General features: G+C 72.5%; 12 protein-coding genes. 6 read left to right on the forward strand and 6 right to left on the reverse strand.

The window, feature by feature from the left end; all coding sequences use genetic code 11:
* Nucleotides 1-19: 19 nt before the first annotated feature.
* The 3 genes from ACQP2Y_RS44705 to ACQP2Y_RS44715 form a co-directional block, all read right to left on the reverse strand.
* Entirely contained in the window at nucleotides 20-1,687 is a 1,668-nt protein-coding gene (locus tag ACQP2Y_RS44705; protein ID WP_360820956.1) for a fumarate hydratase, read from the reverse strand.
* A gap of 59 nt (nucleotides 1,688-1,746) precedes the next feature.
* A complete protein-coding gene (locus ACQP2Y_RS44710) occupies nucleotides 1,747-3,063 on the reverse strand; it encodes a hypothetical protein (protein ID WP_433722749.1) in 1,317 nt (438 codons plus the stop codon).
* A gap of 63 nt (nucleotides 3,064-3,126) precedes the next feature.
* Nucleotides 3,127-3,612 carry an Lrp/AsnC family transcriptional regulator gene (locus tag ACQP2Y_RS44715; protein ID WP_360820962.1) on the reverse strand — a complete coding sequence of 162 codons (486 nt, stop codon included), beginning with the start codon at nucleotides 3,610-3,612 and terminating at the stop codon, nucleotides 3,127-3,129.
* A gap of 88 nt (nucleotides 3,613-3,700) precedes the next feature.
* On the opposite strand from ACQP2Y_RS44715, the gene hppD reads away from it, so the two are divergent.
* The 4 genes from hppD to hisC all read left to right on the forward strand — a co-directional run bounded on the left by hppD (nucleotide 3,701) and on the right by hisC (nucleotide 8,013).
* Nucleotides 3,701-4,855: a 4-hydroxyphenylpyruvate dioxygenase gene (hppD, locus tag ACQP2Y_RS44720; RefSeq protein WP_433722752.1), complete on the forward strand. Its 1,155-nt coding sequence runs from the start codon at nucleotides 3,701-3,703 to the stop codon at nucleotides 4,853-4,855.
* Nucleotides 4,856-4,865: 10 nt separating this feature from the next.
* A complete protein-coding gene (locus ACQP2Y_RS44725) occupies nucleotides 4,866-5,552 on the forward strand; it encodes an RDD family protein (protein WP_433722754.1) in 687 nt (228 codons plus the stop codon).
* 794 nt (nucleotides 5,553-6,346) lie between these two features.
* Complete coding sequence (locus tag ACQP2Y_RS44730) at nucleotides 6,347-6,940, forward strand: RDD family protein (RefSeq protein ID WP_433722756.1); 594 nt, start codon at nucleotides 6,347-6,349, stop codon at nucleotides 6,938-6,940.
* Nucleotides 6,937-8,013 carry a histidinol-phosphate transaminase gene (gene hisC / locus ACQP2Y_RS44735; protein ID WP_433722758.1) on the forward strand — a complete coding sequence of 359 codons (1,077 nt, stop codon included), beginning with the start codon at nucleotides 6,937-6,939 and terminating at the stop codon, nucleotides 8,011-8,013. The genes ACQP2Y_RS44730 and hisC overlap by 4 nt, the downstream gene beginning before the upstream one ends.
* 5 nt (nucleotides 8,014-8,018) lie before the next feature.
* On the opposite strand, the gene ACQP2Y_RS44740 is transcribed toward hisC, so the two are convergent.
* Both ACQP2Y_RS44740 and ACQP2Y_RS44745 read right to left on the reverse strand, forming a co-directional pair.
* Nucleotides 8,019-10,265, reverse strand: coding sequence for an ABC transporter permease (locus ACQP2Y_RS44740; protein ID WP_433722760.1), 2,247 nt, complete (start codon nucleotides 10,263-10,265; stop codon nucleotides 8,019-8,021).
* Nucleotides 10,259-10,984, reverse strand: a complete 726-nt coding sequence (locus ACQP2Y_RS44745) for an ABC transporter ATP-binding protein (RefSeq protein WP_433722762.1) — start codon at nucleotides 10,982-10,984, stop codon at nucleotides 10,259-10,261. Before ACQP2Y_RS44745 ends, ACQP2Y_RS44740 begins: the two co-directional genes overlap by 7 nt.
* Before the next feature lie 155 nt (nucleotides 10,985-11,139).
* On the opposite strand from ACQP2Y_RS44745, the gene ACQP2Y_RS44750 reads away from it, so the two are divergent.
* Together ACQP2Y_RS44750 and ACQP2Y_RS44755 are read left to right on the forward strand one after the other, a co-directional pair.
* Nucleotides 11,140-12,288, forward strand: coding sequence for a sensor histidine kinase (locus tag ACQP2Y_RS44750; RefSeq protein ID WP_433722764.1), 1,149 nt, complete (start codon nucleotides 11,140-11,142; stop codon nucleotides 12,286-12,288).
* A gap of 72 nt (nucleotides 12,289-12,360) precedes the next feature.
* A complete protein-coding gene (locus ACQP2Y_RS44755; protein WP_433722766.1) occupies nucleotides 12,361-13,116 on the forward strand; it encodes a response regulator in 756 nt (251 codons plus the stop codon).
* Here the strand turns inward: ACQP2Y_RS44755 and ACQP2Y_RS44760 are convergent.
* On the reverse strand, nucleotides 13,025-14,227 hold the full coding sequence (locus tag ACQP2Y_RS44760; RefSeq protein ID WP_433722768.1) for an MFS transporter: 1,203 nt from the start codon (nucleotides 14,225-14,227) through the stop codon (nucleotides 13,025-13,027). The genes ACQP2Y_RS44755 and ACQP2Y_RS44760 overlap by 92 nt on opposite strands.
* Nucleotides 14,228-14,251 lie beyond the last annotated feature (24 nt).

Raw genomic sequence — 14,251 nt, forward strand, 5'->3', positions numbered from 1 at the left:
CGAGGCTGGACGGCCGGCCTTACCGCCGGCCGATGCTCAGCACCGGCTTGGTGACCTCGGCGAAGAAGTCGTTGCCCTTGTCGTCCACGACGATGAAGGCCGGGAAGTCCTCGACCTCGATCTTCCAGACCGCTTCCATGCCGAGCTCCGGATACTCCAGGACCTCGACGTGGCGGATGCAGTCCTGGGCCAGCCGGGCCGCCGGGCCGCCGATCGAGCCCAGGTAGAAGCCGCCGTGGCTCTGGCAGGCGCTGGTCACCTGGCCGGAGCGGTTGCCCTTGGCCAGCATCACCAGGGAGCCGCCCGCGGCCTGGAACTTCTCCACGTAGGCGTCCATCCGGCCGGCGGTCGTCGGGCCGAAGGAGCCCGACGCGTAACCCTCGGGGGTCTTGGCCGGGCCCGCGTAGTAGACCGCGTGGTCGCGCAGGTACTGCGGCATCGGCTCACCGGCGTCGAGGCGTTCGGCGATCTTCGCGTGCGCGATGTCGCGGGCGACGACCAGCGGGCCGGTCAGCGAGAGCCGGGTCTTGACCGGATACTTGCTCAGCTCGGCCCGGATCTCGGCCATCGGCCGGTTCAGGTCGACCCGGACGACCTCGTCGGTCTCCAGGTTGTCGTCGGTCACGTCCGGCAGGTAGCGAGCCGGGTCCGGCTCGAGGCGCTCCAGCCAGACGCCCGAAGGGGTGATCTTCGCGAGGGCCTGCCGGTCGGCCGAGCAGGAGACCGCGATCGCCACCGGGCAGGACGCGCCGTGCCGGGGCAGGCGGATCACCCGTACGTCGTGGCAGAAGTAACGGCCGCCGAACTGTGCGCCGATGCCGAAGTCGCGGGTCAGCTCGAGGACGGCCGCCTCCAGCTCGACGTCGCGGAAGCCGTGCGCGGACATCGAGCCGGCCCGGGGCAGGTTGTCCAGGTACTTCGCGCTGGCCAGCTTGGCGGTCTTGAGGGCGTACTCGGCGCTGGTGCCGCCGATCACGACCGCGAGATGGTACGGCGGGCAGGCCGACGTGCCGATCAGGCGCAGCTTCTCGTCCAGGAACTCCATCATCCGCGCCGGGTTCAGCAGCGCCTTGGTCTCCTGGTAGAGGTACGACTTGTTGGCCGAGCCGCCACCCTTGGCCATAAACAGGAACTTGTACGCGTCCGGCTGGCCGCCCGGGTCCTCGGCGTAGAGCTCGATCTGGGCCGGCAGATTGGAGCCGGTGTTGCGCTCGTCCCACATCGTCAGCGGCGCGAGCTGCGAGTAGCGCAGGTTCAGCCGGGTGTACGCCTGGTAGACGCCTTGGGCGATGGCCTGCTCGTCGGTGCCGTCGGTCAGTACGTGCCGGCCGCGCTTGCCCATCACGATCGCCGTACCGGTGTCCTGGCACATCGGCAGCACGCCGCCGGCCGCGATGTTGGCGTTGCGCAGCAGGTCCAGGGCCACGAACCGGTCGTTCGGGGAGGCCTTCGGGTCGTCGATGATGGACCGCAGCTGGGCCAGGTGGGCCGGGCGCAGGAAGTGCGCGATGTCGTGCATAGCCTCGGCCGTCAGCAGCGTGAGCAAGCTCGGGTCGACGGTCAGGAACCGCCGGCCGCCGGGCCCCTCGACCACGTCGACACCCTCGTCGGCCAGGAGTCGGTACTCGGTCAGGTCGTCACCCGTCGGCAACAGTGGCGAGTACGAGAAAGCGGCGGCTCTGCTCATGACGGGCAAGCCTAGGCCAGCGCCCGTGCGAGGCGCGAACCAGCACGGTCACGGGTCGATCACTGTGCGGGCGACGAGCCGAACGGCAGGTACGCCATGTCCCGCCCGGCGACCAGGATCAGGCCGCCCGGTCCCACCGCGAAGACCTTCGCATCGGTACGCGCTTCGGTCAGCACCCCACCGGTACGCGGGCTCAGCGCGATCACCCGGGCCGGCTTGCGCTGGGCCACCACAGCCGCGTACGGCGTCAGCGCGGCCTGCGTGTCCGCGGTGATGCCCCGCCGCCAGGCCACCTTGCCCCGGCCGAACGACCGGGCCACCAGCGTCCGCTTGTCCTCGGTGCGGACCAGCGCGTACTGGTCGTCGACGGCGAGGACGTCCTGCCCCTGTTCGCCCCGCCACAGCACCCGGCCGTCGTGCGCGGAGATCAGCTCGCGGCGGCCCACCGGGTCGACGCCGAGGACGACCTCGTCCCCGCCGGCCGGGTCGCGTTCCTGCTTGCAGGACGAGCCGTTGTCGGCGGTCCGCAGGTTGAGCCCGTCCCGCTGCCAGACCGGCCGGCCGTTGGGCGGGTCGTGCGCGACGACGCCGTAGTAACAGGTGCCGTCGCGGGCCTCGCCGGTGACCGTGAGGACGCGGCTGCCGACCACGGCGACACGCTGGTCCCGGGCCGGGGTACGGGTCTGCACGACCCGGCCCTGGGCGGTGTCGATCACGTCGATCTTGCCGTCGCCGGGCAGCCCGACGAGGTTGGGCAGCCGCCTCGGCCCGGCCGCCCGGCTGTCGATCTGCGACGAGCTCAGCGGCTGCGTGTCGGGCAGGTCCGGGTTGGCGGCGTCCAGCACGAAGCCGATGCCGGGAGTGCCGATCGTCCACATCGGCTTGCTGCCGCGCGGCTCCCAGGCGCTCAGCTCGCACTCGCCGGCCTTGGGGCAGCGCAGGTCGAGGACCGCGTCGGCGTAGGTCCACACGGCGGTGGCCTGGGTGTCACGGCGGCGGACCGCGCCGGTGGCCGGGTCCAGGACCTCGTACCCCTTGGTCAGCAGGCGCCCGACGACCACGACCGCGTCGCTGTCGCCGCCGGCGACACCGGCCCAGTCGGCGTCCGACTTCCAGAGCCGGACCCCGGCGGTGATCCCGTACGCCTCGACGGACGTTCTGTATTCGACGACGACAGCGCCGCCGCTGATCGTGACGCTGCGGGGTGAGCCGCCGATGGGGGTCTGCCAGGTGGCGACGCCCTCGGCGATCGGGTCGCTCTGGTTGATCCAGGACCAGATCTTCGGGAACGGGTTCCACACGCCGGTGGTGGCCAGGACGACGACGACCACGACGCCGACCAGCGCGTAGCCTTTCGCCGACCCGCCGGAAGCCACGTCGGACACGGTAACGAGATCGACAGGCCTCGACCGCGAGCCCGAAAGGCCCGTGTCGCGGGCTTATGCCCGGCTTGCCGCCCGGACCAGCGGCATGGTGCGGTACGGGATCTGCTCGGCCAGCGCGATGATGGTCGACGCCCGCAGGATCCCCTCGTAGGTGACGATCTCGTCGATGACCCGTTGCAGGTCAGCGTTCGAACGGGCCACGATCCGGCACATCAGGTCCCCGCTGCCGGTGATCGTGTGCGCCTCGAGGACCTCCGGGATGTCCGCCAGGTGCGCGGTCACCGCCGGGTGGCCGTACCGCTGGCTGATCTCCAGGGTGACGAAGCTCATCACGCCGTAGCCGATCGCGGCCGGCGACACGTCCGGGCCGAAGCCGCGGATCGCGCCCCGCGCGATCAGCTTGTCCAGCCGGGCCTGGACCGTGCCGCGGGCCACCGCCAGCCGGCGGGAGAGCTCCAGCACCCCGATCCGGGGCTCCGCCGCGAGCAGCGCGAGGAGCTTGCCGTCGAGCGCGTCCAACTGCACATCTTGTCCAGCCATAGTGCTTCAGCACTCTACCGAATGTGCAGACTGACCAGCAGCAGATCCAACTATTGCCCAGCAGGCGACGGAGGGCCAGCCTCTGGACATGACGCAGATGTTGGAAACCGCCACCGAGACCGTCGACGTTTTCCCCGTCAAGGGCGTCGACCACCTCCAGTTCCTCGTGGGCAACGCCAAGCAGGCCGCCCACTACTACTCGACCGCCTTCGGGATGACCTGCGTGGCCTACCGCGGTCCCGAGCAGGGCTTCCGCGACTACGCCGAATACGTGCTGGTCAGCGGCTCGGCCCGGTTCGTCATCACCGGGGCGGTGCACGCCGGGGCGCCGCTCGCCGGGCACGTCACCAAGCACAGCGACGGCATCTTCGACATCGCGCTGGCCGTGCCGGACGTGGACGCGGCGTACAAGCACGCCCTCTCGGCCGGCGCCACCTCGGTCAGCGAGCCGCACGACCTCACCGACGAGCACGGCACCGTCCGGCTCGCCGCCATCGCCGCGTACGGCGACACCGTCCACACCCTGATCGACCGCTCGAAGTACGACGGGCCGTTCCTGCCCGGCTTCGTGGCCCGCGGCCCGATCGTCGACCGGCAGCCCGCGATCGACGCCGGCCTGCAGCCCAAGCGCTTCTTCCAGGCGGTCGACCACGTCGTCGGCAACGTCGAGCTCGGCAAGATGGACGAGTGGGTGGCCTTCTACGGCCGGGTGATGGGCTTCACGAACATGGCCGAGTTCATCGGTGACGACATCGCCACCGACTACTCCGCGCTGATGTCGAAGGTCGTCGCCGACGGCACCCGCAAGGTCAAGTTCCCGCTCAACGAGCCGGCCGTGTCGCAGCGCAAGTCGCAGATCGACGAGTACCTGGAGTTCTACGGCGGCCCCGGCGCCCAGCACGTCGCGGTGGCCACCAACGACATCCTGGCCAGCGTCGACGCGATGCGGGCGGCCGGCTGCGAGTTCCTCGACACGCCGGACTCGTACTACGACGACCCCGAGCTGCGGGCGCGCATCGGTGAGGTGCGGGCCCCGATCGAGGAGCTGAAGAAGCGCAAGATCCTGGTCGACCGGGACGAGGACGGCTATCTGCTGCAGATCTTCACCAAGCCCGTGCAGGACCGCCCGACGGTCTTCTTCGAGCTGATCGAGCGGCACGGGTCGCTCGGCTTCGGCAAGGGCAACTTCAAGGCCCTGTTCGAGGCCATCGAGCGGGAGCAAGAGCTGCGCGGAAACCTGTAACACTGTCTCCGTGACGCAAGCGAACGACGACGCCGCGGCCGCGGCCGGCCCGCCCACCGGTGAGCCGGTCCGCGCCCCGGTGCCGCCGCAGGCCGGTGGCCCGCCGGTATACCCCCCGCCGACCCCCTACGGCCCACCCCAGCAGTACGGGTGGCGCCCACCGCCCGTGCCGCTCGCGCCCGACGGCCGGCCGCTGGCGGACTTCGGCACCCGGCTGCTCTCCCACCTCATCGACACCTCGATCCTCACCGGCATCGCGATGGTGATCTTTCTCCCGGTGCTGGTCGGCGCGTTCTTCGTCCTGATGCCGGATCTCGCCGACCCGGTGACCGGCACGACGACCAGCGTGACGCCCGACGAGGTGATGGCCGACTTCTTCCTGCCGCTGCTGCTCATCGAGCTGGGACTGGTCCTGGTGCTGCTCGCTGGCTACTACATCTACTTCGTCGAGATGATGTACCGCAGCGGCCAGACACTCGGCAAGAAACTGATGAAGATCAAGGTCGTGCCGTTCGAACCGGGCGCGACGCTGACCCGCGGCATGGCCGCGAAGCGGTACCTGATCGAGTTCCCGGCGGGCATGGTCGTGCCGTTCTTCTACTACGTCGACGGCCTGTGGCAGCTGTGGGACAAGCCCTACCAGCAGACCCTGCACGACAAGGTCGCCAGGACCGTCGTGATAAAGGTTGCGCCATGACTTCGCTGCCCGCCGGTTGGTACAAGGACCCGGCCGACCCGACAACCCAGCGCTGGTGGGACGGCGAGGGCTGGCTCGGCAAGGCCCTCCCGGCCGACGTGACGCCGCCCGACGGCCCGCCGCCGGCCGAGGAGCCTGAGCCGGCCGCACCTGCGGCTCCGGGTGGGGCTGTGTCGGCTCGTGCTGGTTCGGGCGGTTCCGGTGCGGCGCCGGGCTCGTCTGGAGGGCCGGGCGCTTCCGGGCAGCAGAAGCCGGGATCGCCGGCGGCCGGGCCGCCTGCCGGCTGGGGCGCTCCGCCGCCTGGCTATGGGCCACCACCGCCCGGCTGGACGCCACCGCCGGGCTGGACGCCACCTGCCGGAAACCAGCCGCCCGCCGGACATCAGCCGCCCGCGGGATATCAGCCGCCGCCCGGATGGACGCCCCCGCCGGGGTACGGCCAGCCGCCGCCTGGCTGGACGCCACCGCCGGGCTACGGCCAGCCCCCACCCGGCTGGACGCCGCCGCAGGGCTGGGCGCCCCCGCCCGGCTGGACGCCGCCGCCTGGTTCTCCGCCTCCGGCGGACCTGCCCTCAGCGGGCCCTCAAACCCCTGGGAGTCCCTCCTCCTCGCCGGGCTCCCCAGCCGCTGCGGGCTCACCGCCATCGACCGGAAATCAGCCTCCGCCGGGATGGGCGCCGCCCCCACAGGGGTGGGCTCCGCCACCTGGCTGGGCTCCGCCGCCCGGTTGGGTCCCGCCCCCGGGCTGGGCCCCGCCGCCCGGCTGGGTGCCCCCGCACGCCTACGCCTACCAGGTGCAGGCCCGCCCACACGGCCGCCCCCTGGCCGGCCTGGGCCGCCGCCTCGTCGCCCGGCTGATCGACATCGTCGCCGTGCTGATCCTCAACGTGCTGGTCAACGGCTGGCTGGCGTACCAGTGGTGGCTCGAGGTCGAGCCGATCTTCCGCGCCACCATGGCCGACCCGTTCACCAGTCCGCAGCCCGCCTCGGCCCGTTCCAGCTATCTGATCCTGACCATGCTCGTCATAGCCACCGCCCTGTGGTTCGCCTACGAGGTGCCGGCGCTGGCCAACAGCGGCCAGACCCTCGGTAAGCGGCTGCTGCAGGTCAAGGTCGTGAAGCTGGAGAACACGGAACCGCTCGGCTTCGGTCGCGCGTTCGGCCGGTGGGCCCGGCTCGGCATGTGGACGCCGCTGTGGAGCTGCTACGGGCTGGGCTTCGTGGCGCAGCTCGTCGACTCCGGCTCGGTGCTCTTCGATCAGCAACTGCGCCAGGCCCTGCACGACAAGTCGGCCGCGACCGTGGTCGTCGCCGTGCCACCCGGCCATCGGGAGCAGCCCGTGAAGGCGCCCGAGAACGCCGACGACTCCACCGGAGGGAAGAGATGAGCAGGCTGACCCGCGCCGACCTGGAGGCGCTGCCGGCGTACGTGCCCGGCCGCAGCGTCGCCGACCTGGCCCGTGAGCTGGGTATCGCCGAGGCGATCAAGCTGGCCAGCAACGAGGTGCCGTTCGGGCCGCTGCCCGGCGTACCGGAGGCGGTGGCGGCGGCGATGACCCAGTCGCACCGCTACCCCGACATGGGTGTGCTGGAGCTGCGGGACCGGCTGGCCGAGCGGTACGGCGTCAGCCCCGACCGGATCGTCACCGGCTGCGGCTCGGTGGCGCTGGCCGAGCACCTGGCCAAAGCAACCTGTCTGCCGGGCGACGAGATCGTCTACTCGTGGCGGTCGTTCGAGGCGTACCCGATCATCTCGGCGGGGGTGGGCGCGACCAGCATCCGCGTGCCCAACACCCCGGGCCACGGCCACGACCTGGCGGCGATGGCCGAGGCGATCACCGACCGGACCCGCCTGGTGCTGGTCTGCAACCCCAACAACCCCACCGGTACGAGTGTGCGCAAGGCGGAACTGGACCGGTTCCTGGACGCCGTACCGTCGGATGTGCTGGTGGTCCTGGACGAGGCGTACCGCGAGTTCGTCACGGACGACCAGGTCCCGGACGGCCTGGTGACCTACGGCGACCGGCCGAACGTGGTCGTGCTGCGCACGCTGTCCAAGGCGTGGGGCCTGGCCGGGCTGCGGATCGGCTATCTGGTGGCCCAGCCGGAGGTGGCCGCGGCGATCCGCAAGGTGCTGACTCCCTTCTCCACCAGTCTGGTGGCCCAGGCGGCGGCGCTGGCCGCGCTGGACGCCGAGCAGGAGGTGGTCCGCCGCTGCGCGCTGGTGATCAGCGAACGGGAGCGGGTCACCGAGGCGCTGCGCAAGCTGTACCCGGACGTTCCGACCAGCCAGGCGAACTTCGTCTGGCTGCCGCTGGGCGACCGGGCGATGGCCTTCGGCGCGGCGTGCGAGCAGCGGGGCGTGATCGTCCGGCCGTTCCAGGGCGACGGTGTCCGCATCACCATCGGCACGCCGGAGGAGAACGACGCTCTCCTGGCGGCCGCCGAGGCGGCTCTCTAGCTGCTTCACCTCGAGGGCCGGGCGCGCAGGGCGGACGGGGTGCTCGCCACCAGAGCGAGCACGAGACACGCGGCGACGATCGCCGAGATCAGCGGCCAGGGCACGATCACGCTGATCTCGGCGCCGACCTGGGCGGCCAGGGAGCCGGCCGAGCCGAGCAGGGCCAGCATCGCGGTCGCGCCGCCCAGCAGGGACCCGATCGTCACGACCAGGGTCGACTCCAGGGCCACCGTGAGGGCGACCTGGCGTGGGGTGGCTCCGGCCAGGCGCAGGACGCGGTAGTCGCGTACGCGGTGGCGGGTGGACATGAGCAGGGTGTTGGCCACGGCCAGGGCTCCAGCGCCGGCGGACATGACCAGCAGGAGCAGCGTGAACGACCAGACCAGGCGGTCCTCCTCGGCGTCGGCCCGTTCGGCGTACGTGGCCACGGAGACGAGCTCCGCCCCCGGTGTGGTGGCGGCCGTGGCGGTGAACGCGGCCGGGGCCAGCGCTGATTTGTCGTGGTCCCGGACGACGTCACGGGCCAGCACGAGCTCCGCCGGGATCGGCCCCGCCGGTGCTTGGCCGGTTATCCGGAGCGTTTCCAGCACCCCGTCCGCGTAGGTGAGCGTGACACTGTCGCCGAACTTCTCGGCCGCGTCCGGGCTCACCAGCGCGGTGCCCGGCGACTGAGTGGGCAGCCCGAGGGCCGTGACCGACGCGCCGGCCACGTACACGTGGGTCGGTAGCGGCGCGCCGGGCGCCGCGGCGTCGGTCAGACCCGGCGTGCCGTTCGGGATCAGCACTGTTCCGGTGTCCACGGTGGCGGCCCGGCGGACCGCGTAGGCCGCTGTCGAGGTCTGGACTGTGCCGGTGATGAAGACCCCGAAGGCCACGGTGAGCAGCACCGGCGCGGCGGTCGAGGCCGTGCGCCGGACCCCGGTCAGGGCACTCTCGCGGACCAGCGATCCGGTGATGCCGGTGACCGGCCACAGCAACAGCCGGACCAGCAGCGGTACGACCGCGGGAGCCAGCAGGGCCGCCGCCACGACCAGCGCCATGGCACCGAGTAGCGCGAACTGCGCCATGTCAGTGACGTCCGCCGCGGTCGCGGTGTAGACACCTGCGGCGGCACCGATCGCGGCTGCCGTCAGGCCGGCGACCCAGCGCGAGCGGGACATCGGCCGGTCCTCGACCTCGGCCACCCGCAGGGCCTCCAACGGGCCGATCCGTGATGCCCGGCGGGCGGACGCCGCCGCGCCGAGCAACGACACCAGCGGCCCGGCGAGGAACGCCACGGCCAGGGCCCACGGCTCCCAGTGCACGGTGAACCCGACCGGCTGGAAGCGCGCGTCGACCAGGAACCCGTCCAGCACCAGCGCCAGCACCACGCCCAGCACCACGCCGACCGTTGCGGCCACCCCGCCCACCAGCAGGGCCGACCGGTACAGAGTGGATCGGATCTGCCGCGGCGTCGCACCGACCGCCCGCAGCAGCCCGATCTCACGACGGCGCTGGTTGACCCCGAAGGCCGCGGTCGAGGCGACCAGGAACACGCAGGCGAAGCCGGCCAGTGCCACGGTCGCGGTCAACACCTGCGTGCCGATCCAGCGCAGGCGGGCATCGGCACGTGGTTCCAGAGCCCCACGCCCGGCGCCGGTCAGCACCGTTCCGGCGCTCCCGACGACGGCACGCACAGCGGCCGGGTCGGGATCGCCGCTGAGCCCGATCGCTCGGACCCCCGGTTGCAGCCGGGCCGCGACGGTCTCGGCCACGAGCACCGCCGAGCCCTCGACGTGGCCGGTGACCCGCCACGAGGCCGGCCCGGTCGCGGTCAGCACAGTGACCTCGTGGCCGATCGGCACCCGCAGATCACTGCCGACGACCACGTCCCGCTCCCCGGTCGGTGGCGTCCCCGCGACCAACCGCGCCGCGCCTGCGCTCCAGCCGTACCCCGTGGTCAGGCCGGGGACCGGCCGCCCGGAGCGGACCGGCTGCGCGTAGAACGGCCGGTCCTGCACGACGGCCGTCACGCCCGGCAGCTCGCCCAGCCGATCCGCCAGCTCCTGGGCCGTGGCGGCGGGCCAGGGCACCGGCTCGGCGAAGAACTCGGCCGGATTCGTCGCGGCCGGGCTCTGCACCACGACACTCAGCTCCTCGAACCGGTCCGGAACCCGGGGCCGGGAAGACGTCCAGAGCAGCAGCGCCGCCGCCACGATGGCCGTGCTGAGCACCACGGCGACGAACGTGCCCAGCCAGTCGCGGGTCAGCACGCCGACTCCAGCGTGGTCATCCGGGCCGCGATGGCACCCGCGTCGGCCCCGGTGAGCTCGCCGGCGAGGCGGCCGTCGGCCAGCAGCAGCACCCGGTCGGCCATCGCCGCGGCCACCGGGTCGTGGGTCACCATGACGATCGTCTGGCCGTGCTCGTCCACCAGCGCGCGCAGCAGGTCGAGCACCTGCCGGGAGGTGCGGGTGTCGAGCGCGCCGGTCGGTTCGTCGGCGAACACCACGGCCGGGCGGGTGATCAGCGCGCGGGCGATCGCCACCCGCTGCTGCTCGCCGCCGGAGAGCTCGCTCGGGCGGTGCCGGGCCCGGTCGGCCAGCCCGACCGCGCCCAGTGCGGCGGTCACCTCACCGGCGGCCGGGCGACGGCCGGCCAGGCGCAGCGGCAGAGCCACGTTCTGCGCCGCGCTGAGCGACGAGACCAGATTGAACGCCTGGAAGATGAAGCCGACCCGGTCGCGGCGCAGCCGGGTCAGCGCTGTCTCGTCCAGGTCGCCGAGCGGTGTGCCGGCGATCGAGACGACACCGCCGGTCGGGCGGTCCAGCCCCGCGGCGCAGTGCAGGAGCGTCGACTTCCCGGAGCCGGACGGCCCCATCACGGCGCTGAACGTCCCCGGCGGGAAGTCCACGTTCACGTCGTCGAGGGCGAGCACCTGCCGGGTGCCCGAGCGGTAGATCATCCGCACGTCGCGGAGGGAAACGGCCATGGCGAAAACAATGTCGGCTCCGCTGCGGCCCGTCGTCATGCTCAGGACGACACCTGGAGTCCTCCTTGGGCAGGACGGCCGGCCGCCGCTTCATCCTCAGGTATGACGACTCAGGGACGACGACCCCGCAGCCCGGCGCCGCTAGGGTCGGGAACGTGCCTGCCCCACCCTTCCTGCTCTGGCGACCCGGCCCGGTCCAGCGGCGCATCTTCGACGCCGTCCTGGCCGCCGCGGTCACGCTCGTGTGCCTGCTGTCGGCTGTCGAGTCACCGGCCGCGGGCCCCCACGAGTCCGCCTGGGTCACCCTCGTCGCAAGTCTGGCGATGGGTGCGCCACTCGCGGTCCGCCGGCTCGTGCCGCTGGGTGCCGCGGCGGTCGTGCTGAGCGCGGCGGCGGTCTGCCTGGCCACCGGCCTGGTTCCGGACTTCGCTTTCCCCGGGCCGGTGCTGGCGGCGGGCATCGCGCTGTATTCGGTCGGTGCGCATGTTCCCGGCCGCCGCGCGGTCGTGACCCTGATGGCCGGGGCCGCCCTGGTGGCCGCGGCCACGGTGGTCGCCGACGACTCCGCCGACGGTCCGGGGTCCTTCGAGGTGGCCCTCGTGGTCCTGGTGTTCGGCGTCTGCTGGCTCCTCGGCTGGACCCTGCGCGAACGCCGGGCCCATGCGGCCCGGACGGCCGCGCAGGCGACCAAACAGGCGGTGACCGAGGAGCGGCTGCGGATCGCCCGCGAGATCCACGACATCGTCGGGCACAGCCTCACCGTGATCGCGGTCAAGTCGGCGATCGGCAGCCACGTCGCCGCCGAACGGCCGGCGGAGGCGAGCGCCGCCCTGGACGTCATCGCGGCGACGAGCCGCAGTGCCCTCACCGAGCTGCGCCGCGCGGTCGGCGCCCTGCGGACCGACCCGGACTTCGCCCCGACGCCGACCCTGGCCGAGCTCCGGAAGCTGGCCGACCGGGCCGCCGAGGCGGGCATCGACGTACGGCTCGACGTGCGCGGCGACTGCGAGGTGCCGGAGGGTGTCGCGCTGGCCGCGGTGCGCATCGTGCAGGAGTCCCTGACCAATGTCGTCAAGCACGCCGGGCCGACCAGCTGCCGCGTCGACGTCGAGGGTGTGCCGGGCGAGCTCCGGGTGGAGGTGACCAACGACGGCACGACGGCCCGCCGGCCGGCCGTCGACGGTGCGGGCCTGACCGGCATGCGCGAACGGGTCGCCATGCACGCCGGAGCGCTGACCGCCGGCCCGCGGGACCAGGGCGGCTTCCGCGTCCGGGCGACCCTGCCCTACGAGCAGCCCGCATGAGCGCCCGGCTGGCGACCCCCTGCGAGCGGCCCGCATGAGCGCCCGGCTGGCGACCCCCTACGAGAGGCCGGCATGAGCGCCCGCAGCGAGCCGATCCGCGTTCTCATCGCGGACGATCAGGCGCTCGTGCGCGCCGGTTTCCGCCTGCTCATCGACGTCACCCCCGATCTCGTGGCGGTGGGCGAGGCCGCCGACGGCAACGAGGCCGTGGCCCTGGCCCGGCGGGAGCAGCCCGATGTCGTCCTGATGGACATCCGGATGCCCGAGCTCGACGGCATCGCGGCGACCCGGCTGATCACCGGCTCGCCCGAAACGCCGGCCACCAGGGTGCTGATCCTGACCACCTTCGACCTCGACGAGTACGTCTTCGCCGCGCTGCGCGCCGGGGCCAGCGGCTTCCTGCTCAAGGACGTGCTGCCGGCCGATCTGGTGGCCGCCGTCCGGGTCGTCGCCGCGGGTGAGGCGTTGCTGGCGCCCACGGTCACCCGGCGGTTGATCACCCACTTCGCCGGGCTGGCGGAGTCGGCGAGCGAGCCCGCCGATTCGCTCACCGGCGTCACGGACCGCGAGCGGGACGTGCTCACCCTGGTCGGCCGGGGCCTGTCCAACACGGAGATCGCCGAGCATCTGCGGCTGAGTCTCGCGACCGTCAAGACGTACATCGGGCGGTTGCTGGCCAAGCTCCAGGCTCGGGACCGGGCCCAGCTGGTGATCGTGGCGTACGAGACCGGGCTGGTCAGACCGCTGCCGGCGCCTGCTCCGGCACCGGGGCGCGCACCGGGAAGGCCCGCCGAGCCGCCAGGACAGTCAGGGCGGCGACCACGGTGAGCACCGCGGCCAGCGCCGGCAGCCACCCCAGCCGGCCCGCGGAGACGAAGCGTTCGCCGAGCAGGGCGCCGCCGCCGATGCCGATCTGGAAGGCGACCACGTAGACGGCCGAGGCGGCGTCGCGGGCCAGCGGTGCGACCCGCAGGATCGCCGCCTGCAGCACCACCGGGATCGCCGTGAAGGTGCCGCCCCAGATCAGCGCGGCCAGCACGGTCGGGGCGGCGCCGAGGACGGGCACGAGCGCGGCCAGCGAGAGGGCCATGAGGACGATGAGCGTGATGAGCAGCGGTCCGGGCCGCCGGTCCACGAAGCGCCCGACGATCGCGTTGCCGATCAGGCCGGCGGCGCCGTATCCCAGCAGCAGGGCGCTCAGGCCGAAGCCCTCCAGCCCGCCGTCGCGGCGCACCAGCGGGGCGATGTAGGTGTACGCCGCGAAGTGCCCGATCACCAGCACCACCGTGCTCAGGCAGACCGCCGCGACCGGCCCGTTGCGGATGATCCGCACCGACGCCTTCAGCCGGGCTCCCGCACGCACGGTCAGGTCCTGGGGCAGCGCCGGCAGCTTCGGCAGCACGATCAGCAGCGCCACCACGCACGCCGCGCCGGCCACCGCCAGCCCGGCCAGGGCCACCCGCCAGCCCAGCCACTGACCCAGGGCCGTACCCAGCGGCACGCCCAGCACGATGGCCAGCGAGTTGCCGAGGAAAACCAGCGCGGTGGCCCGTCCGGCCCGGTCCGGTGGCACCAGCCGGGCCGCCACCGGGGCGATCGTCGACCAGAAGACGCCGTGGGCCACCGCACAGATCAGACGCGACAGGGTGAGGATGAGCAACGAGCCCGCGAAAGCGGCGATGAGCTGGGAGATTGCAAATATCGCCACGGTCACGGCGATGAGCAGATGCCGCGGGATCCGCATGGTGAGCGCGGTCAGCGGGATGGTGGTCAGCGCCGCCACAACGGCGTAGCTGGTCAGCAGTAGGCCCACGTCTGCCTCGCTGACCGCCAGGCCGTCGGCGATCTGCGGGAGCAATCCGACCGGGAGCGTTTCCGCGGTGACGTAGACGAAGCAGGCAGCGCTGAGCACGATCAGTCCACCTCGGTGCTGGCTCACCACACGACAATATGCTCTTGATCC

The organism is Actinoplanes sp. CA-051413 (assembly GCF_050955795.1).
Taxonomy (GTDB): domain Bacteria; phylum Actinomycetota; class Actinomycetes; order Mycobacteriales; family Micromonosporaceae; genus Actinoplanes.